The organism is Niallia taxi (genome assembly GCF_032818155.1).
GTDB lineage: Bacteria > Bacillota > Bacilli > Bacillales > Cytobacillaceae > Niallia > Niallia taxi_A.
Map to the genome: position 1 here is coordinate 3,195,129 of NZ_CP102589.1, position 19,578 is coordinate 3,214,706.

A 19,578-nucleotide genomic window follows, 5' to 3' on the forward strand; every position below is an offset into this window, starting at 1 on the left:
TATGCATCCAATCAATTGAAATTTGATATTAAATTATTCAAGGCATTTACATGAAAAAAAACAGGTCATTACGACCTGTCGGGTTTTTATATTTCAATATCCACTACTATACTGTCCACTCTGCCGACTTCACGAATATATGATGCAACGGCTTGATGTTCAGGATTTGGACCATATAATGAAAGTGCCTCTCTGTCTTCAAAACGGACCTTCAAGACAACCTGATAGTCTGTATTGCTTTGGGCAAAGTTCAACCCCGCCTGCAGGTCAACAACTCCCATTATTTTATTTCTTAAAGCGCGAAATCTTTTGATTACTTCCTGCAGTTGTTCCTCTGTTGTAGTTTCACTAAATTTGACAAGGACGATATGATCTATCATGCACGAACCTCTTTCTGACTTACTATTTATCGTTCTCATTTTAGCTGAATTTTATTAAACCAGCAAATTTTTCTGGAATTTTCTTTAAAGTTATGTAAAAGGACTTATTTTTCCTAAGTCCTTGGTAGGAATAACATACCGGCATCTGTATTTTAATGGAAGCCTGCACTTTAAATATTTACATAAAACTTACGCATACTATTTTTAAACAAAAAAACGAATTCATTTTATAAAAGAAGGAGTTACTATGAGCAGCCAAGATAACAACAATCAGAAGAGTTCAAAAAAACAAGGTAAAATGAAGTGGTGGGAATTATCACTAGTCGGTGTTGGCTGTACTATCGGCACCGGATACTTTGTAGGTTCCAGCCTCGGGGTCATTGAAACAGGGCCAGCCATTGTACTATCTTTCTTGATAGCTGCAATCGGTACATATATTGTTTTTAATTTATTGGCCAAAATGACAGCAGAGGACCCACAGGAAGGTTCCTTTTGCTACTATGCCAATAAAGCCTTTGGTTCATGGGCCGGCTTTAGCTGTGGTTGGAATTATTGGGGTTCCAATATTCTCATTATGGGCAGTCAGCTTACTGCACTTTCTCTCCTTTCCCAGTTTTGGTTTCCAAACGTACCACTTTGGGTCTTTGCTTGTATTTATGCTGTCTTATCCATCTTTGTTGTCTTTTTAGGAACGGACGGTTTTGATAAGGTTGAAAATTATTTAGCTGTCATTAAAACCGCAGCGATAATCATGTTTATCATTTTAGGAGCAGCAGCATTATTGGGCTGGATACATGGTGGTGATCACCCCATGCAAACTCCTAAGTCCTTTGATGCATTTTTCCCGAAAGGGTTTCAAGGATTTTGGACTTCCCTCATTTATGCATTTTACGCATATGGAGGAATCGAAGTTATCGGCTTAATGGCAATGCAACTAAAAGATAAAAAAGATGCACCAAAAGCAGGCACGAATATGCTTATCATTTTGCTGATTATTTATTGTCTTTCTTTAGCTATAGCTGTTTTACTTGTTCCATTAGATAAATTTAATGAAAAAGAGAGCCCTTTTGTAACAGCACTTGCTGGATATCCACTCAGCTTTTTTCCCCATGTATTTAATGGAGCTATCATTATTGCAGGATTTTCAACAATGACTGCATCCTTATTTGGGGTGACTAACTTGCTTGTCACATTAGCAAAGAGTAAAGACGCACCTGCTATTTTTGAAAAGAAGCTAGAGAAATTCCATAAGCTTCCACTACCGTCATTAATATTGGGAGCGGTTGGCCTGTTTGCTTCTGTTTTGGCAGCATTGCTTTTGCCAGGAAAAATATTCGAGTATATTACGACAGCGGCAGGAATTCTGCTGTTGTACAACTGGGCATTTATCCTTTTCTCCTCATTTAAAGTACTGAAGCCGTCTGGCTGGGATAAAACAAAAGCAATTATCGGTATTGCCCTTATCGTTGCTGCTGTCAGCGGGACAGTGATGGAAAAGGGAATCAGAATAGGCTTTTTTGTCAGCCTTGCTTGTGTCGCTCTTATTGGAATCGCTACATTTATTATGCACTTAAGGCAAAAAAAATCCGAACCAGAAAGTGCTTAGCATAATGTTTTATCTAGAAATGTTATGACGTGACGTAACTTATGTGGATGAATAGACCTAATAAAAAGAAGCCAAGCTATTATGGGAAAAATACGCATAATGGCTTGGCTTATTATCATGTAAAATCTAATTTTCCTCTTACCCTGACTTACGTTTCTTATTTTGCAGTCCTGCCTTAATTTGTTTTTCTTCCGCCTCATTAATAATTCCGAGTGTTTTGCAAATATAAGAATACGCAATTATTTTCTTGTCAACTCGTCTGCCTCGATTCACATAAACCACTCCCTTTCTATTATTAATATGCATCAAGTTAAAAAAGTTTCCTTCGCGCAAAAAACTAGTCATTCGCATAAAATGACTAGCAGCTTTAATACTATTTTGATGGATTTTTCACTAAATATTCAATTAGGCTTGGCATCCATTCATGGAGATTGGAAAAGTGAAACCCTAAGTTTTTTGCTTTGTCATTGCTCATTGCCCAAAACGACTCAATGCCATAAGGCGATGCATTTTCATCGTTCTGCTCTATTGCCAATTGTGCTGATTTCCCTGCACTTTTTTCAATAAGCTCCAGCAGTTCTGATAATGCAATGATGCCGTCAGCACATGCATTAACGGGTCCTTCTATTCCTTCAACACCCGCCCAAGCAATAAACTGTCCTGCTTCTTTTTCGTCAATAAACCCCATGGCTGCATCAGGATTTGGAAAATATATTTCTTGTCCGCTTGTGACTTTGTCTGTATGAAACTTAAGCCTTTGCGTATAGTCATTAACCCCTACCACAATCGGTATTCTTACTGCTGCTGTTTTAAAAGCTACCTTTTGAAAGAATACAGCTTCTGCCTGTCTTTTTCCTTCTTTATATGTAACATCCTTCGTTGGTTTTACCTCAATTGGATATATATATGGATTAAAATCTTCTTCTTTCAAAAGCTCGGATGATGAATCATATACAGACAAGGTGGATGTTAAGATATAATTGTCCGTTTTGTCGTTGAATACCTCAATCGCATCCAAGGCATCTTGAGCAGAATAACAAATTTGATCATAGATGGCATCCCATTTTGTGTCTTGGAACGCTTCTTTAAAGTTAGCTAAATCTGAGCGGTCAAAGGCAATTCGCTTAACTCTGTCGCCAAAGGAATCGGCCATTTTCCCTCTTGTTGCTACTGTTACGTCAATGCCACGTTCTAATAATGACTCCACAAGATGTACTCCAAAAAACCTCGTACCACCAATAACAAGTGCGTTTTTCAATAGCTTTTCCTCCCCTTTATTTCATGTATGTATTGCTGTTATATAAATTCTCTATATGTTTGGTGTATCCTTTTCTTACGATAAAAAATGCTGAGACAAAACAAAATAACACTATCTAAACACGAATAATAACAGTGGAGCTGGAAACAAAAAGAATATTGATTTTAAATAACTTCGTTTCATTGCGCTGCGTCCGCTAGAATTTCTATTATTGTAATGAAGCCGAAAACAAAAAAACTCGAACTATTAATCGACAAACGATAAAATAGTCCGAGTTTCTACATTACTTAGGAAATCCTGTTACGTATTGTTGTGGAACTGTTGTTTCTTTTTTCAGTTGTGCTGCTGCTTCTAATGCCCAGTATGGGTTTCTTAGCATGCCTCTTCCAACTGCAACAAGATCTGCGTCTTCGTTGCCGATAACAGAATTGGCAAGTGCTGAATCATCCAGTCTGCCGACTGCGATGACTGGAATATTAAATGCTTGTTTATACGCTCTCGCAAACGGTACTTGGTATGCGTTATGTGTACCAGGTCTTCCTGCAGCTGCAATTGGCCCTTCTCCTCCTGCGCTAATATGGAAAATATCCACACCTGCATCTACATATGCTTTAGAGAACTCAATGCTTTCTTCTACTTCGTATCCGCCCTCTACATATTCCTTTGCAGAAATACGCAAAATTAGCGGCATGTCTTCAGGCATTACGCTTTTTGCTGCATTAATGACTTCAACGCCAAATTTCGTACGATCCTGACCATATTCGTCTTCTCGTTTATTTGTCAGCTTTGATTGGAATTGATGAATTAAGTATCCATGAGCACCGTGAAGCTCAATCGTATCTACGCCTGCCTTAACAGCTCGTTCAACTGCTGCCCTGAATTTTTCTACCATCGCGCTAACTTCCTCTGTTGATAAAGCTCTTGGTGTTTTAGAGTTTTCATCAAATGGAATAGCCGATGGAGCAACTGGAACTTCCGCGTCTTCTGCTTTGCGGCCTGCATGGGCGATTTGAATACCAACTTTTGCTCCGTGCTGATGACATGCATCTACAATACGTGCAAGTGGCGCAATTTGCTCATCTGACCACAAGCCTAAATCATTATCTGTTATTCTGCCATCTGGTTCTACATCTGTCATTTCAATGATAATTAAGCTGGCACCACCGATAGCACGGCTTACATAATGAACATAATGCCAATCTGTCGCAATCCCATCCTTTTTCGTAACAGAATATTGACACATTGGGGGCATAACAACCCTGTTCTTTAACTCGAGGCTCTTGTGAGAATATGGTGAAAATAAATGGTCCATTGTAAAATTCCTTCTTTCTTTTTTGAAATGCATGCTCATGCATATAAATTATCATTCCTACAATGTATGGTCAAATAATTCAACTTAATAAATAGGAAATAGGTTATTCTGACAAATTACGGACACAATACCGAGTTAATGTACCATCAAGCCTTCCCTACTATTCCACTTCAATGGCAAAGGCATAATAAGCATCACCAAGTGAAGTATCTTTTTCCTTTTTGTCCATCCACCAACAACTGTAAGCATAATAATAAATACCTTTGTCTGCAGGTGCCTTTATTTCATTATTTATAATAGGAACTTCTATTTCCTTATTATTCTGTTCAACTTGAGCTAAACTTACTACGGAGGGCTTTAACTCCAGTTTGAATTGGATAGTCTCATTAGGTTTGACACTAATTGGTGGTTCATTCTCAAGGAGGTCCAGCACTCCCGATACATCTGAGCAAATCCCATTTCCATTATCTGTCCAGCAATAGCTTCCCAGCTTTGTTTCATACTCGATTCCATCTATAACTATATAGAATGGTGGTGGTTTATCTCCAACGAGTAGATTGGAACAGCCGGTCAGCAATAAAAACAAAGAAAGAAGCAGTAATCTACTATGCTTTAACATCACCCTAAAAACCCCCATTCATGTCATTACCATCAACTATATGGCGAAGTTCCCCTTGAAAAAGTTACATAATTTTGGAAATAAAAAAAGAATAAAAGCTGACTTAAAGTTCGTCAGCTCTTATTCTTTTCCAAACATCATTTGTAAAATGGTGTGAAGGTCATTATTTGTTTCTTTCTGTTCCAGAAGGTCTGCTAGCGTCGTCGAAAAGGTTTCGTTTGATAGCTTTAGCTTCTCTTCCCCATATTCTGTCAACGAGGTATAAATACCTCTTCGGTCATCTGTGCAAATATGCCTTTTCAATACACCACAGTTCTTAGCCTCAAGCCTTGTCACAAGTCTTGATAATGCACTCTGACTCAAGCCCACCATTTCCTGCAGCTGCTGAAGCCGCAGCTTTTTCTCAGGCGCTTTAGACAAAAATAGTAGCACATAAAACTCTCTTAACGAAAGCTGATGTCGATTCTGCAGAACATGCTCTAACTCATTGGCAATCCTCGCCTGCAAGCCCGATAAAGACAGCCAGCTCTCGATATACGGATCTGCCGGTTTTTCATTCATCATATCTCCACCTATATCTTGATAAACCCGATTTCTTCCTATTGAATATTATCCTATTCTACCAACAAGAAGAATTGTGAGTCAATCAGGAGAGGTTAAATATATACTTGGGGATACGGCATTATCCTCTTCCAGCCTGGAAGGAAGGATATTTTGTCATTCCTCCATCTGCAAATAAAGTAATGCCAGTAACATAGCTCGATTCATCTGATGCAAGCCATGCTGCAACTGCAGCTATTTGTTCAGGTTTTCCAATATAACCTAATGGAATCATACTTTCCACATCTTTACGCTTTTTAGGATCAGCAAACTTTTCCGCATTAATTGGTGTATTAATGGCTCCTGGCCCAATATTGTTAACACGTATACCTTTTGGAGCATATTCAAGGGCAAGTGTTTCTGTCATTAACTTTACCCCACCTTTACTTGCAGCATAATGAACAAATGTTGGCCATGGAATCATTTCATGCACACTAGACATATTAATAACGTTACCTTTGACATCATTTTCGACGAAATACTTTAATGCCTCCCTGCTGCCAAGAAAGGCGCCAGTCAGATTAGTGCCGATAACCTTCTCCCAGTTTTCTAGTGTCATCTCATGGGAAGGAACTGGATTTTCAATCCCTGCATTATTAATCATGATGTCTAATTTACCGAAGTGCTTAACAGCAGTTTCAACGATATTAATCACATCCTGCTCTTTCGTCACGTCACCTTGGATAATAATACTTTGTCCGCCTGCTTCTTCTACTTCTTTTTTAGCGGACATGGCATCTTCTTCTCCAGAAAAATAATTGATGACAACATTCGCTCCCTCTTGACCGAATCTTACTGCCATTGCACGCCCTAATCCAGTTGACGCACCTGTTATTGCAACCACTTTACCTTTCAAATCAGTATACATAATGCTGCCTCCTTTTTATTTTTTGGCGATACCTAAACAGATTACTCCCGCTATAATGAGGATAATCCCAATTGCAACAAAGATGAGCTGACGCTTCGTTTTCTTTTCTCCCAACAAAAAAATACCGCCAAGTGTGGAAATTACAACACCTGTTTGGGATAACGAGTAGCTTATTGCGACACCGACCTTCGGCTGAGAGATGAATAAAAACATATTACCTGCTGCCCAGAATAGGCCAGGCAGGATATTTTTTACTGCATATAAATTAAAGGGCTTGTGCTTATATGTAATAATCAGGCCACCAATAACCATGCCGATTGACTGTGGAAACAAAGCTGACCAGCCATCAACAGAAAACAGTCTTGCGATAACAACATAGCCAAGATATCCTAAAGTAGAAATCAGTAACGTAACCGTTCCTTTTTTCAGCTTTGCTGATTCATCCTCACTTCTCTTCTGATCGTATGTTGTTAATACAATTCCTGCGAGAATACAAAGAATCGCAATAATGCCAAGGATTATTGTCGTAGCGGTTGTCCACTCATGAAATACAAGCACACCAAACAATGTTGTGGACACAATCTGTAGACCAGTTGAAATCGGCATTGTCTTTGAGACACCGATATATTCAATTGATTTAAACTGATTGCTTTGTCCAACCGCCCAAAAGATACCAGAGCATATGCCGATAATTAAGATAAGCGGTGACAGCTCAGGCCTTGCAATTAAATAAACAACTAAAGAGAATAACAGCGCACCGATTGTTGTTCCTAAGGTTTGGCTGTATGCTCCCCCACCTATTTTTACATTAAGTAACACGATGCTGCCCCAAAACAGAGCAGGAAGTATAGCTAGAAAAAACTCCACGTAAATCATACCTACTTTCTTGTTATATCGTATAAATTCCCCTAAATGGTCAAATCTAATCAGCATATTTGCTGGAATTTTAGCAAGCCAGATATTTGGCAAATAAAAAAGCCCAAAATCACAGTATGCGGATTCCAGGCCACTCCTAACAGCTATTCCATTTTCTGAAGCTTATCTTCTAATATACAAATCGCTTTATGGCACTCACTGTCACTAATGGAGGCTTTCAGTTCGCCAATCGCCATCTGTACTAAGTGCTTGCGGCGGTTTTCCGGCTCTACAAGCTCTTCTTCAACAAACTCGACTAATTCCTCGTATTTTTTTTGCTCTTCCACATTTTGCACACTGTTTTTTATCATCAACTTAAGCGACTCGATCACACAAGATATATTTTTGCTGTCTGTATGCCTGTCATTTTCCGCACTGTCTGACAGCCACTTTAACAATAAATCTGGAGACAGCAGGCGGTCACCTTTTTTGGAAACGTCTTCGACCATTCCTATAATTCTGTTCACACTATATTGAACAATCTTATGGACATCTGTATGGCGCTGCTTATCTAATGAATAAAAATAAATCAAATTGTGAAGATTTCCTGTCAGCATGACTGCACAATCAAGCAAATAAGGCTTTTTATCAATACCACAAATATCCATCAAACGATTATACAGCCAATTAATTTCTTGAATACGTCTCCTATTCAAAAATTGCTTTAGCTCAGGATCGTTTGTAAACAAAATTTCTTCGAATAAGGAAATAATCTTATACTGGTTATTTGTATTTATCAGTAATTCAATTTGCTGGATAAAAATAGCCAATGACGACTTATCCTGTCCTACCATTAGGTTCTTGCGCTTTTCGCCAAGCTCACTGTAAATTTCTTTAAAAATAGAAATTAGAAGTTCATTTTTACTTGAAAAATAATTGTAAAAGGTTCCTTTTGAAATCCCGCTGCTATCCAATATTTCTTGAATGGATGTTGCTTGGAATCCTTTTTCAATAAACAGCTCATGGGCTTTATTCAACACATGCTTTTTCCGATTATTCATCTTCATCACCTTAGGGAAATTATACTAACAGTTCAAAAAACATACTAACCCATATAGCAATAAAATTCAAGAATCTAGCTAAGAAAACGTTATCAAACAAACCTTCACCTATTTTATATAAAGGTAGAAAAATACTGATAATTTATTTTTTTAGTAAACCTAAACATTTTTATTGCAAAATTTATACTACCAGTATATTATTATTTAAGCCTATAACAATTGTATAAAAAATGAACTCGATGTTCATAAGGAGGAAAACATTTCATGAACAACACAGCAACACAAAACACGAAAAAGCCACCATATGGCATAATCGCCATTCTTATGGCTGGGGCTTTTGTTGCTATCTTAAATTCGACTTTATTGAATATAGCATTGCCTTCTATTAATAAAGATTTCGACATTGAAGCATCTGTTGGTCAATGGCTCGTTACTGGCTATATGCTTGTTAACGGCATTATGATTCCGACAACTGCCTTCTTAATTCAAAGGTATTCTATTAGAAGACTGTTTATCACTGCCATGTCCTTATTTACTATCGGGACACTTGTTGCAGGATTCGCTGACTCTTTCCCAGTTCTTTTGGGTGCACGTATGGTCCAAGCATCTGGTTCAGCAATCATGATGCCAGTACTTATGAACTTCCTGCTAACAAGCTTCCCAGTTGAAAAACGCGGTAGTGCAATGGGAGTTTTCGGTTTAGTTATGATCTTCGCACCAGCGATTGGTCCGACACTTTCAGGCTATATTGTCGAGCATTTCCATTGGCACGTACTCTTCCGCTTCATTGCACCGATTGCAATCATCGTATTACTGTTTGCAATCTTTAAATTGAAGGATAAAAAGGAAAAAGTAGAAATCTCTATTGATGTTCTGTCTGTTATCCTTTCCACCTTAGGCTTTGGAGGTCTATTGTATGGATTCAGTACTGCAGGCAGCAAAGGCTGGGACAGTATTTATGTATACGGAACATTAATCATCGGTTTCCTAAGCTTAATTCTCTTCATTGTAAGACAGCTTAAAATTCCGAACCCAATGCTTGAATTCAGGATTTTCAAATATCCACTTTTCGCATTGTCAGCAACAATTTCTATCGTAGTAAATATCGCAATGTTTTCTGCAATGCTGTTAATGCCAATGTACATTCAGACAGTTAGAGGAATTTCTCCATTAGATTCTGGACTACTGCTTCTGCCTGGTGCTATCATCATGGGGATCATGTCACCAATTACAGGTAAACTATTTGATAAATATGGAGCAAGAGTTTTAGCTATTACTGGGTTAACACTTACAGCGATTACAACATATATGTTTAGCAAATTAACAATGGATACATCTTACACAACATTGATTATCATCTATTCCATCCGTATGTTTGGTATGTCTATGGTTATGATGCCAGTAATGACAAATGGTTTGAACCAAGTGCCTGCACGATTGAACCCGCATGGTACGGCAATGAACAATACATTACAGCAAGTATCTGGCGCCATCGGTTCTGCTTTAATGATTACCATTATGTCAAACCGCACGACTACACATGCTAAGGAATTAGCAGAAGATGCAATGAAAAACATGTCTAATGCGACAGCACAGCCTGATGCGGCAACATTAGCTGCGGCTAAAGAACAGCTTGCAATGAAGGCGATGATGGAAGGAATTAATGATGCATTCCTTATCTCTGTCGGTGTTGTAGTGATAGCACTAATTCTATCGTTCTTTATGAAACGTGCGAAGCCTGCTGAAGACTTTCTAAGCAAGCAAAGCACAGTAAAGGCTAACGGTTCTGCTAAACTAGCAGAAAATTAATTAGCTGCCTTATTAGAAAAATGAAAGCCAAGCTGTTAAGATTCATCAGACAGCTTGGCTTTTTTTATATTAATATATTATCCCCTTCTTTTAAACAATACATATTCCCTATACTTGCCCGTCATTAACCAATAAAATTTCTAATTTACATGGTGAACTCTTGGTTATTTTTTGGTATAATTTAGCTAAGTTAACGAAATAACTTTTTCACAGGATCAGAAACTATTACGACAGCAGCAGGATTGACAAAGGTTTTTTATCAACTTGGCAACTGCTTGACAGAATAAATATAAAATCAGGCATAGCGGAATAACAAAAGGTGGCTAGAATGATGCTGAAAAATAAACGAATTAAAGAAATTCAAGACTATGTGTTTGAGCATGAAACCGTCTCACTAGATGAATTGGTTGAAGTATTTAATGTTTCTAAAAATACGATACGAAGAGATATACAGGAGCTGGTAGAAGAAGGCGAGCTTAAAAAGGTGTATGGCGGTGTTGCCGTTAATCATGCTACACTTGTTTCCTTTAATGATCGGCAAATACGAAACAAAGACGAAAAGATGCTGATTGGGAAAAGCGCAGCGGAATTTGTTCAAGATGGTGACATTATCTTTATTGATTCAGGTACTACTACATTGGAAATGCTAGAGTTTCTCAAAACAAAACAGCTTTCCATCATTACAAATAATCTTGATTTTATTATTAAGGCACTTCCATATGAAAATCTTCACATCATTACCTTTGGTGGTGTGTTGGAACGAAAAACTAAGTCTTTTGCAAGTATTCAAAGCACTGATGTAATTAAATCCTATAATATTAATAAAGCCTTCATGGCTTCAACAGGTATTTCCATCTCAAATGGTGTCACAAATTCGTCCCCATTGGAAAGCGAAATTAAGAAGAATGTCGTGGAAAGAAGTGCGGAGGTATACTTGCTTGTCGACCATCATAAGTTTGACAAGTATGCTCTTATGACATACTGCACACTTCATGACATTGACTGCTTAATTACTGGTGCTGAACCACCTAAGGAGTATCAGAACTTTACGAAAGAAAACAATATTAAGCTAATTATTACGGCGGAAAATGAAGAATAAAAAAAACGGCTCCTAAATTACCATTTAGGAGCCGTTTCTAATGCTTTGCGCTTTTCAAATTTATGAAACATCCTGTAGTAGAGGATGCCGCTTAGACAAGCTAACAAGCTGATGATGATGAAGGTCCATGTATAGCCAAACCAAACACTCATTGGTATAGACACTGGTGCAAGCACCTTTGAGAACGTGTAGCGCAGACTTGCTGCAGCAAAATATTTCCCTCTTTTGTCAGCTGGCGCAAGCTCAGAAATAAAGCCTTGCTGTATACCTGCCGTCATGAGTTCTGCCAATGTGAACACAAGCATAGCAAACAGCAGACCCCAAATCCATGAGGTTTGACTGAACAGTAAAACGGAAACAGCGTATGTGAACGAGGAAATGATAAACACGTTTCGTTCCTTGTATTTGCTCATCCACCTTGTCACAACAATCGTAAAGATAGCAACAAGTAAGCCATTTTCTGCGAGCACAAGTCCAAATGCCTGTGTGTTTTCTACAACATAAGACCAGTCCCCGAACCTTAGCAGCGGCTGGTTTGTCACCACTTCGTTAATATAGACAGGGAACAGCAGGTCAAGCTGCATAAAGGTTTGTCCAACAAGAACACCAGCGATGATGAACAGGAGAAAAACCCGGTCATTCATAATTACTCTGTAATCCTTCAGTTGATTACCAAGCACAGAAAACCAGTTCTTGTTTTGTATGCTCTCCTCTTCCTTTTCAACAGGAGCTGTTTCTTTAACCATGTATTGAAGCACTAAACCAAGAACAAGATTTAAAACACCTGCCATTAACAGCAACGGGAAACGGTACTCTGCAAAAAAGATGCCGCCAATAATCGGTCCAATTACAACGGCAATATTTGTGGAAGTATAAAAAACCGCAAAAACGTCGCTGCGATCCTTTTCTCCTACAACATCTGCAATCATCGCCTGGCTTGCCGGCCAGTAAACAGCACCAAACATACTCACAACAGTAAAACAAACAAACCCAAGCAATGGTGAATCAAACCACGAGGAGCTTGAAACAGCAAAAACAGTGAAAGCTGCTCCTTGAACGAAGGCGGAAAGCACCATCATTTTCTTGCGGCCATATTTATCTGCATAATATCCCCCAAGCAGGTTTGCGGCACAAGAAAAAACTTGTGAAAGTATCAGCAGCATTCCAGCAGTTGATTTGCCAAAGGCTTCCGTAAAATAAATAGATAAAAACGGGAAAAACATCCAAAATGTAATATTAACAACAGATTCTCCTGCAAGCCGAATCTTTAAATTTCGGTCCCAGTCTCTTAGACGCATACTCATACGAAGATATCTCTCTTTCTTTATTCTTCTTTTATCATAACAAGCTATTACAGGCAATCTCAAGTTAATTTTACTATATTAATAAAGTGAAAAGGACAACTCCTGCATCAGGAATTGTCCTTTTTATCAGATTGATATTTTCACTTCTGCATTCATACCGAGAAGTACTTTTTTTGTTGGATTTTGAATGGATATTTTGACTTGAACCTTTTGGGTTACTTTTGTGTAGTTTCCAGTTGCGTTTTGTGATGGTAGTGCAGAAAACACAGAGTTTGTTGCATAGCTGATGTCTTCTACCTTCCCATCAAACGTTACATTTGAATCACCGTCGACTGTTATATCCACATTGTCACCAATTTCAATGTCATTCAATTCGGTTTCTTTTATATTTGCGAGCACATACATATGATCCATATCGGCCGTTTGAGCGAGCACCTGCCCTGACTGGACTAGTTCGTTTCTCTTTACTTCATTTTTAATGATCGTTCCAGCAGCTATACTGTCGATTTCATGTGCTGCCTTTCCATCATTTACTGTCCCTACTGCTTGGTTTACTTTCATATCTTTTCCTGCACTGCCCTTCCAATCAGTAAGAATACCTGATGCTGGGGCAACTACCTCAGTAATATCTGCCGATACGATGGCATCATCTGTTTTTACATAGTTTTTATGTTGATAGTACATGTAGACACCTGTGGCAATAAGACCTAACACCACCACAAGGCCAATAAAGTTTATGATTAATAATTTTCCTTTGCTCATTTATTTCTCTCCTATGCTAAGATCAGCTAATTTTATAATGCATTATTTATTTTTGTGTCTGTATGTTTTTGTACTGGCTTGGGCTGTTTTTGAACAAGTGAACGCCCTTTACCTGTTGCCACTTTTCCAATAGAAGCAAGCAGCATGATTATGCCTAACACAAGCAAAATCGTAAACAGATTATGGTAGGCTCCAAGAATAGCCGCTTTCTTTACATGAACAATCAGCTCATAGGATGCCAACGATTTAGCATTTGCGACAGAATTTCCTTGCTCCAATAAATGCCTAGTCCAAACTGCCATTTCCTGCTTGAATTCTGTGCTGTCACTTTGCAGGCTCCAGCGAATTTTTTCATAATTGCTGGCATTTACTGTCGTTAAAAACCAAGCAAGAACCGGTGAAATAATTGCACCAACAAAATTCCGAATCGAGTGCAGTGTAACAGATCGCATGGAGGCCTGATGAATGTCACCTGCAAGAGCTGTTCCTAATGCACCTCCCACAAGTACCATACTCACACCAGCTCCAAGACAAGCTACTTGAAAATACAGTTCATGCAATGTAACCGCAGAGTCGATTGTTCTCCATTGATAGCTTACGTAAATGACTGCTATTGACCCAATGATGCCTAAAATACCAGCGCCAAGCTTATCATACAGAACCGTTTTCAAGATGGCTGTAACTACAATACCGACGAAGAACCAAAAATAAAAATGAGATAAATACATAAACGGCAAATCAAGATTATTACGTAGGAATCCATTAATTCCAGCAATAGCGAATACTAATGCTAAATGGGATGCTACTGCCATAATTGTACCTGATATTGGCTTCGATGCCTTGAGTGTTTTAAATGGCACTAACGGTGTTTCTGCCTTCCTGTCCACAATAATGAATAAAATCATAAGAATAGCAGCAACAATTAGGAACGGCCATACATATGTGGATGTGAAGCCCTTTTGAACTAAATTACATAACGGAATGGCTAACACTAGCATCATAACCGTCCACAGAAATATCCCTGTTTTATCTAAGGAGAAATGCTCCTCTTGCTGCTCTAGCTTAGGCAATCCGATAAAACCGACTAATAAACAGATAGCAGCAGCTGCGACATTAAGAATAAACAACCAGCGCCACGCATCTGCCTCTAAGGACAATGCACCAAATAAAGCACCTAAAGCACTAGCTCCAAACAGCCCTGTAATAACCATTAGCAAAAACGTATTTCTGATTTTGTTTGGAAACGATTTAAGGCTTGCTGGCAAAATCGTCAAAAATAAAAAGCCTGCGCTTATTCCTTGAATAATTTTTGCTATTATCAAAAACAGCAAATCCTCGGAAAATACAGCAATAATAGAACCAATAAGAAAAACACTAATGAAAAGCAAATAGTTTTTGCGCAAACCGAGTTTTCTTGTTAAAACAGGTCCAAGTGGTACGCCAAATGCAAAACCGAGATTAGACAAGGTAGAAGGCAGCAATAAGGAATTGGAGCCAAGCTGCAAACCATTTTGGATAACTCCTTGATTTAATATATAGGAAAGATTGGAAAAGTATTGTGATCCGATTGCGAAGATTGTCAAGATCGAGATAATCAAATACTGAGGCACTGCAACCTTTTCTGATTCAGATGCAGAAGTATTAATTTGCTGACTCATCTTCTCTCCCCCTTTCCTTGTGAATTTTTAAATATTGTATATGACAAGTTGTATTATACAATATATAAACAAAAAAACAATATGTTTTCATTTTTAAAACTAAAAAAAGAGACTCTTTAGAATCTCTTTTCAACCTTGTCCCCAATGCTTAAAATCTGCATTAAGGCGGTTCATTAACTTGTCCAATTGTTCAATATCTTCCTGTTTCCAATTCTTCAATATCTCTCCATATACTGTGTAGCGAGCCTTTTGCACGCGTTCAAGCACTTCTAGCCCACTTTTTGTAATTTCTATTAAGCTAATCCGGCCATTGTTAGCATCAGGATATCTTTTCACATAGGATTTTGTTTCAAGATTACTGACTTGTCTGCTCGCTGTTGAAATGTTCAGCAGCAGCTGATGCGCAATTTCATTTATTCCAATCGGTCCGTTACTTTGCAATTCACTTAAAATTAAGTATTCCGATCTGTCCAGACTCCCGAGTTTTGGGTTATTTGCTGTAATTAAACGAACAAGTAATGCCACTTCATATTCAATAGATTGAAGTGAATCATTCATTTGCACTCTCCCCTTTTAAAAACGTTCAAAGTATATCTAAACACTAATGCTTCCTTGATGATGCTGCTGAAATAATATAATAGCTGAGCACTAATACAAGAATAGCACAAGTATATAAAAGTGTGTGCAATGGATTATCGTGATAGACAATGATAAGCCTAACCATTGCAGTAATTCCGATATACAAGAAATACCTTAGTGGAAAGTGATAGCTCTCTTGAAAATACTTTACAATTAGTGCGATAAATTCAAAATACAAAAAGAACACTAATATTCTTTCAAGCAGCTCATAATTGTTGCTTGCCTGCTGAAGCTCGACTGCATATGCGATAAAATAAATAATTTCTTTACATAGCAACACACTTAATGTGATCGCAAGCAAAATCAGTGATACGTTTAAGATTTGCTGCAGCATGGCGGCCAGCAGCAAATGCTGTTTTTTTACCTGCTTCTTTTCTTTTTCTTTTCGTGCTTCCAACTTTTTTCCTCCTTGCTGAGGATAACTCCGAATGATTCTTTTATTTTATACATATTTGCTTAGTTTTACTATGATTTACATTGTAAAAAACCATTTACATATGGTAAATGGTTTTAGATGATTCTTCTGTAGGTTTCCTTTACTCTTAAAAAGTTAAGTTAGGGACAAAGTAAAAATTACTCTAATCCATTCCAAAGGATGCCGATTTGTTGGCACTTTGTTTTTCTTTTCCGAAAAGAATCAGGCAAACCAGGGCAATGATTGCAAAAATGGCGTAAATAATAATTACATTGCCATAGTTCATTGCTTCTGCTAGTACACCGAACATTAAGTAGCCAACAGTATTGCCAATTTGGGTCGAGTTCATATAAAGGGTTGTTGCTGTCCCTTGTGCTTGTGGAATGAAGTCCTGGAAATAGGATATGGCAATTCCTGATGTAATGGAAACCTGTGCCGCACTTAATATTTGCAGCGGATATATTTGCCAAGGTTCATTAACAAAGAAGAATAACGAAAAATAAATGGCGGCAATAGCAAAGCCAATTCTTATAAGCAATCCGTTATCCAGCTTGGTTGCCAGCATTCCGACTGCAATCATCATCGGTACTTCGAAAATCGGCGGCACACTGAAAATTAACCCAACATCCAGCTCGCTCCCCCCAAGCACCTTTGTAACAAACTGAGGTGCATTCAGCATATGAATGGAGGTTGCCGCAGCTAATAGCATTGCTGCAGCGAGATTACCAAATATATGGGGCTTGCGGACATAGGATGCCACGCCAGTGGAGACACCCTTTTTCACAGGAGCTATCTTCGGAATATCCTTTAAGAAGAACAGGATGACGACTAATCCTATTCCATAGCTTGCTGCCACAAATAAAAATAGACCTTTAAAGCCAATTGCCGCAAGTAGCCATGCAGCAACAGCAGGGCCAACCGTCCAGGAAAGGGCAAAGAACATCCGAAAAACATTCATAATAAATGGTGCTTGCTCTTTAGGAACATTTGCATGGTGAAGCGCCTCCCTTGCATATGCCCACAGCTGTGGTACTGAGGCAGCAGCAGAGCCTAACAAAACGAAAGCTATTATGGCTAACAACACATAATCACGAACAAAGGCAAAGCCAATATAGCCAAGCATCCCTGTAAGGCTTGTAAAGATCAGGATTTTCTTTCTACTTAATTGCATATCTGATTTTTTGGCTATAATCGTGCTTATGACAACACCGCCAATTGCCATAATTGTCATAAACAGCCCAAAGCCGATATTGCTCATCCCTACTTCATCAATTCCAAAAAGGGAGGAGAATGGGGCAAAAAACGACATGGATAATCCAAAGATAAAATTGGCTAAAAATAGGATTGGAAACGATGGGATTTTCCAAACAAATAAAAGCCTCTCTTTCATAATTCCCTCTCCTGTTCTTAATAAATTACAATGTATTACTCTTAGCACAAAACAAACATTGCCATCTTTTGGACAGCAATGCTTTACAGTGTTATATAGAATCCGTCAAAATATTATCAATACTTGATAGCTCTTCATTAGAAAACTCAAGATTTGCCAATGCAGCTACATTTTCTTCCACCTGGCTCACTCTGCTTGCACCAATTAACGCGGAAGTTACTTTTCCATTTCGCAGCACCCAAGCAAGCGACATCTGTGCGAGGCTTTGGCCTCGGTTTGCTGCAATTTCATTCAGCTTTATAACGCGATTAACCACGTCTTGCGTCACCTGTGCTTCGGACAGGAAGCTGGACGGTTTTTTTGCCCTTGAGTTTTCTGGAATGCCATTTGCGTATTTGCTTGTCAGCAAGCCTTGAGCCAATGGGCAAAACGCAATAGAGCCAACACCATTTTGCTCTAAAACATCCTGGAGGCCATCCTCTACCCAACGCTCCAAAAGGGAATATTTAGGCTGATGGATTAACAGCGGGGTACCTAGTCGATTCAAAATTTCAACAGCAGCTGCTGTCTGCTCCGCACTATAATTGGAGACTCCGACATATAAAGCTTTCCCTTGCCTTACAACGAGATCAAGTGCTGCCATTGTCTCTTCTAAAGGGGTATTAGGATCTGGACGATGTGAATAAAAAACATCCACATAATCAAGTCCCATTCTTTTTAAGCTTTGGTCAAGGCTCGATACAAGATATTTCTTAGAGCCCCAATCTCCGTATGGACCTGGCCACATATGATAGCCCGCCTTCGTAGAAATTACCATTTCATCCCGATATGGAGCGAAATCAGCTTGCAGCATTTTCCCAAACATTTCTTCTGCTGATCCTGGCGGTGGTCCGTAATTATTTGCCAAATCAAAATGGGTAATACCTAAATCAAATGCCTTTCTAAGTATCGCCCTCCCGTTTTCATATGTATCCACACCTCCGAAATTATGCCAAAGCCCTAAAGAGATAGCTGGCAGCAGCAGCCCTGAATTTCCTGTGCGATTATATTTCATTGATTCGTAGCGATTTTCACTTGCTTGATATCCCATTCTCTTTCCCCCTTTACCTTTCATTTAAAAAAGCTTGAAGCCAGGTTTGTGCCATCAGCATATTCCCAGTGGTATTCATATGAACACCATCTGTTGTTAGCACTTGGCAGTCTGGCGTATTTAAATAGTCAATAAATGCTTGATGTGTTGGCACCAACAGACAATTAAACTCTGCAGCGAGTTCCTGTATTGCAGTCACATAAGGCTTTAACAATTTGTTTCCTTGTGCATTCACATCCTCCAGAATAACTGTCGGCTCCATTAAAATAACTTTGGCATTTGTATGTGTATGAACTTGCTCTATTAAGTCTGCATAAATCGCCTTAAAGCGGTCGTGTGACAATGCTTCTTGCTGAGGAGAATCGAGCTGTCGCCATACATCATTTATGCCAACTGATATCGACACATAATCTGGCTTCAAATCCAAGACATCCTCTTTCCATCGCTCTGCCAAATCAGGAACTCTGTTACCGCCAATGCCCTTGTTAATGATTTTCGGGAGAGTCTCTGGCTTATTTATGGCAAGAAAGTCTCTTACATACCGGACATAACTGTTACCAATTTGCTCCGGGTCTTCATATCTGCCTGCTTCTGTAATGCTGTCACCGATGAACAGCAAAAGATCATTTTTATTCACGAAAGACCTACCTCTTTCCCAGCACATTTTGTAGAATCACTTGTGTATATTTCAAGCTTCCTAATAACTTTAAACGCTTTCATCCTGTTGTTTGCCCCAATACTAGCATTCTCTCACTCTATTTGCAATTGCTTTTTAGCCATTTACAAAAATTGAAAATGAATGATTTATAAATAGAGCCCTTTTTGCACAGATAAAGAGGATACCTAAATAAAG

General features: G+C 38.6%; 20 protein-coding genes. 3 read left to right on the plus strand and 17 right to left on the minus strand.

Features of this window, described 5'->3' with window-relative positions:
• Positions 1 to 86 precede the first annotated feature (86 nt).
• Positions 87 to 380, minus strand: a complete 294-nt coding sequence (locus tag NQZ71_RS16090; protein WP_144452243.1) for a Dabb family protein — start codon at positions 378 to 380, stop codon at positions 87 to 89.
• A gap of 247 nt (positions 381 to 627) precedes the next feature.
• On the opposite strand from NQZ71_RS16090, the gene NQZ71_RS16095 reads away from it, so the two are divergent.
• Positions 628 to 1,986: an amino acid permease gene (locus NQZ71_RS16095; protein ID WP_317010978.1), complete on the plus strand. Its 1,359-nt coding sequence runs from the start codon at positions 628 to 630 to the stop codon at positions 1,984 to 1,986.
• A gap of 138 nt (positions 1,987 to 2,124) precedes the next feature.
• Here NQZ71_RS16095 and NQZ71_RS16100 read toward each other — a convergent pair whose 3' ends face one another.
• From NQZ71_RS16100 to NQZ71_RS16135, 8 genes are all read right to left on the minus strand, one after another.
• Positions 2,125 to 2,259 carry a hypothetical protein gene (locus tag NQZ71_RS16100; RefSeq protein WP_275004704.1) on the minus strand — a complete coding sequence of 45 codons (135 nt, stop codon included), beginning with the start codon at positions 2,257 to 2,259 and terminating at the stop codon, positions 2,125 to 2,127.
• Positions 2,260 to 2,359: 100 nt separating this feature from the next.
• Positions 2,360 to 3,244: an NAD-dependent epimerase/dehydratase family protein gene (locus NQZ71_RS16105; RefSeq protein WP_317010979.1), complete on the minus strand. Its 885-nt coding sequence runs from the start codon at positions 3,242 to 3,244 to the stop codon at positions 2,360 to 2,362.
• Between the two features lie 283 nt (positions 3,245 to 3,527).
• On the minus strand, positions 3,528 to 4,556 hold the full coding sequence (locus tag NQZ71_RS16110; protein ID WP_317010980.1) for an NADH:flavin oxidoreductase/NADH oxidase: 1,029 nt from the start codon (positions 4,554 to 4,556) through the stop codon (positions 3,528 to 3,530).
• 160 nt (positions 4,557 to 4,716) lie between these two features.
• Positions 4,717 to 5,178 carry a hypothetical protein gene (locus NQZ71_RS16115; RefSeq protein WP_260053682.1) on the minus strand — a complete coding sequence of 154 codons (462 nt, stop codon included), beginning with the start codon at positions 5,176 to 5,178 and terminating at the stop codon, positions 4,717 to 4,719.
• Positions 5,179 to 5,295: 117 nt separating this feature from the next.
• On the minus strand, positions 5,296 to 5,736 hold the full coding sequence (locus tag NQZ71_RS16120) for a MarR family winged helix-turn-helix transcriptional regulator (RefSeq protein ID WP_375545196.1): 441 nt from the start codon (positions 5,734 to 5,736) through the stop codon (positions 5,296 to 5,298).
• A 121-nt stretch (positions 5,737 to 5,857) separates the two neighbouring features.
• Positions 5,858 to 6,643 carry a glucose 1-dehydrogenase gene (gene gdh, locus NQZ71_RS16125; RefSeq protein ID WP_144452237.1) on the minus strand — a complete coding sequence of 262 codons (786 nt, stop codon included), beginning with the start codon at positions 6,641 to 6,643 and terminating at the stop codon, positions 5,858 to 5,860.
• 15 nt (positions 6,644 to 6,658) lie between these two features.
• A complete protein-coding gene (locus NQZ71_RS16130) occupies positions 6,659 to 7,510 on the minus strand; it encodes a GRP family sugar transporter (RefSeq protein ID WP_127735230.1) in 852 nt (283 codons plus the stop codon).
• Positions 7,511 to 7,662: 152 nt separating this feature from the next.
• On the minus strand, positions 7,663 to 8,559 hold the full coding sequence (locus NQZ71_RS16135) for a TetR/AcrR family transcriptional regulator (protein WP_186303888.1): 897 nt from the start codon (positions 8,557 to 8,559) through the stop codon (positions 7,663 to 7,665).
• A 264-nt stretch (positions 8,560 to 8,823) separates the two neighbouring features.
• On the opposite strand from NQZ71_RS16135, the gene NQZ71_RS16140 reads away from it, so the two are divergent.
• On the plus strand, positions 8,824 to 10,368 hold the full coding sequence (locus tag NQZ71_RS16140) for a DHA2 family efflux MFS transporter permease subunit (RefSeq protein ID WP_275004695.1): 1,545 nt from the start codon (positions 8,824 to 8,826) through the stop codon (positions 10,366 to 10,368).
• A gap of 331 nt (positions 10,369 to 10,699) precedes the next feature.
• Complete coding sequence (locus NQZ71_RS16145) at positions 10,700 to 11,467, plus strand: DeoR/GlpR family DNA-binding transcription regulator (protein WP_144452530.1); 768 nt, start codon at positions 10,700 to 10,702, stop codon at positions 11,465 to 11,467.
• Between the two features lie 17 nt (positions 11,468 to 11,484).
• On the opposite strand, the gene NQZ71_RS16150 is transcribed toward NQZ71_RS16145, so the two are convergent.
• The 8 genes from NQZ71_RS16150 to NQZ71_RS16185 form a co-directional block, all read right to left on the minus strand.
• The gene (locus tag NQZ71_RS16150; RefSeq protein ID WP_275005557.1) at positions 11,485 to 12,765 is read right to left on the minus strand and encodes an MDR family MFS transporter; all 1,281 of its coding nucleotides are present in this window, start codon (positions 12,763 to 12,765) and stop codon (positions 11,485 to 11,487) included.
• A gap of 132 nt (positions 12,766 to 12,897) precedes the next feature.
• Positions 12,898 to 13,533, minus strand: a complete 636-nt coding sequence (locus NQZ71_RS16155; RefSeq protein WP_275004693.1) for an HlyD family secretion protein — start codon at positions 13,531 to 13,533, stop codon at positions 12,898 to 12,900.
• Between the two features lie 32 nt (positions 13,534 to 13,565).
• A complete protein-coding gene (locus tag NQZ71_RS16160) occupies positions 13,566 to 15,191 on the minus strand; it encodes an MFS transporter (RefSeq protein ID WP_260053679.1) in 1,626 nt (541 codons plus the stop codon).
• A 129-nt stretch (positions 15,192 to 15,320) separates the two neighbouring features.
• Positions 15,321 to 15,749 (minus strand): MarR family winged helix-turn-helix transcriptional regulator, encoded by a 429-nt coding sequence (locus NQZ71_RS16165; protein WP_260053678.1) that lies wholly within the window; start codon positions 15,747 to 15,749, stop codon positions 15,321 to 15,323.
• A gap of 43 nt (positions 15,750 to 15,792) precedes the next feature.
• Positions 15,793 to 16,227 (minus strand): phosphate-starvation-inducible protein PsiE, encoded by a 435-nt coding sequence (gene psiE, locus NQZ71_RS16170; protein WP_225314729.1) that lies wholly within the window; start codon positions 16,225 to 16,227, stop codon positions 15,793 to 15,795.
• A 181-nt stretch (positions 16,228 to 16,408) separates the two neighbouring features.
• Positions 16,409 to 17,635, minus strand: a complete 1,227-nt coding sequence (locus NQZ71_RS16175; RefSeq protein ID WP_144452231.1) for a sugar efflux transporter — start codon at positions 17,633 to 17,635, stop codon at positions 16,409 to 16,411.
• 91 nt (positions 17,636 to 17,726) lie between these two features.
• Positions 17,727 to 18,725: an L-glyceraldehyde 3-phosphate reductase gene (gene mgrA / locus NQZ71_RS16180; RefSeq protein ID WP_144452230.1), complete on the minus strand. Its 999-nt coding sequence runs from the start codon at positions 18,723 to 18,725 to the stop codon at positions 17,727 to 17,729.
• A gap of 13 nt (positions 18,726 to 18,738) precedes the next feature.
• Positions 18,739 to 19,362, minus strand: a complete 624-nt coding sequence (locus tag NQZ71_RS16185) for an SGNH/GDSL hydrolase family protein (RefSeq protein ID WP_317010981.1) — start codon at positions 19,360 to 19,362, stop codon at positions 18,739 to 18,741.
• Positions 19,363 to 19,578 lie beyond the last annotated feature (216 nt).

Bases quoted from the DNA above. Each gene is read 5' to 3' on its own strand.
- NQZ71_RS16090 (WP_144452243.1), bottom strand. From the start codon at position 380: ATGATAGATCATATCGTCCTTGTCAAATTTAGTGAAACTACAACAGAG.
- NQZ71_RS16095 (WP_317010978.1), top strand. From the start codon at position 628: ATGAGCAGCCAAGATAACAACAATCAGAAGAGTTCAAAAAAACAAGGT.
- NQZ71_RS16110 (WP_317010980.1), bottom strand. From the start codon at position 4,556: ATGGACCATTTATTTTCACCATATTCTCACAAGAGCCTCGAGTTAAAG.
- NQZ71_RS16120 (WP_375545196.1), bottom strand. From the start codon at position 5,736: ATGAATGAAAAACCGGCAGATCCGTATATCGAGAGCTGGCTGTCTTTA.
- gdh (WP_144452237.1), bottom strand. From the start codon at position 6,643: ATGTATACTGATTTGAAAGGTAAAGTGGTTGCAATAACAGGTGCGTCA.
- NQZ71_RS16135 (WP_186303888.1), bottom strand. From the start codon at position 8,559: ATGAATAATCGGAAAAAGCATGTGTTGAATAAAGCCCATGAGCTGTTT.
- NQZ71_RS16140 (WP_275004695.1), top strand. From the start codon at position 8,824: ATGAACAACACAGCAACACAAAACACGAAAAAGCCACCATATGGCATA.
- NQZ71_RS16145 (WP_144452530.1), top strand. From the start codon at position 10,700: ATGCTGAAAAATAAACGAATTAAAGAAATTCAAGACTATGTGTTTGAG.
- NQZ71_RS16150 (WP_275005557.1), bottom strand. From the start codon at position 12,765: ATGCGTCTAAGAGACTGGGACCGAAATTTAAAGATTCGGCTTGCAGGA.
- NQZ71_RS16155 (WP_275004693.1), bottom strand. From the start codon at position 13,533: ATGAGCAAAGGAAAATTATTAATCATAAACTTTATTGGCCTTGTGGTG.
- NQZ71_RS16160 (WP_260053679.1), bottom strand. From the start codon at position 15,191: ATGAGTCAGCAAATTAATACTTCTGCATCTGAATCAGAAAAGGTTGCA.
- NQZ71_RS16165 (WP_260053678.1), bottom strand. From the start codon at position 15,749: ATGAATGATTCACTTCAATCTATTGAATATGAAGTGGCATTACTTGTT.
- NQZ71_RS16175 (WP_144452231.1), bottom strand. From the start codon at position 17,635: ATGAAAGAGAGGCTTTTATTTGTTTGGAAAATCCCATCGTTTCCAATC.
- mgrA (WP_144452230.1), bottom strand. From the start codon at position 18,725: ATGGGATATCAAGCAAGTGAAAATCGCTACGAATCAATGAAATATAAT.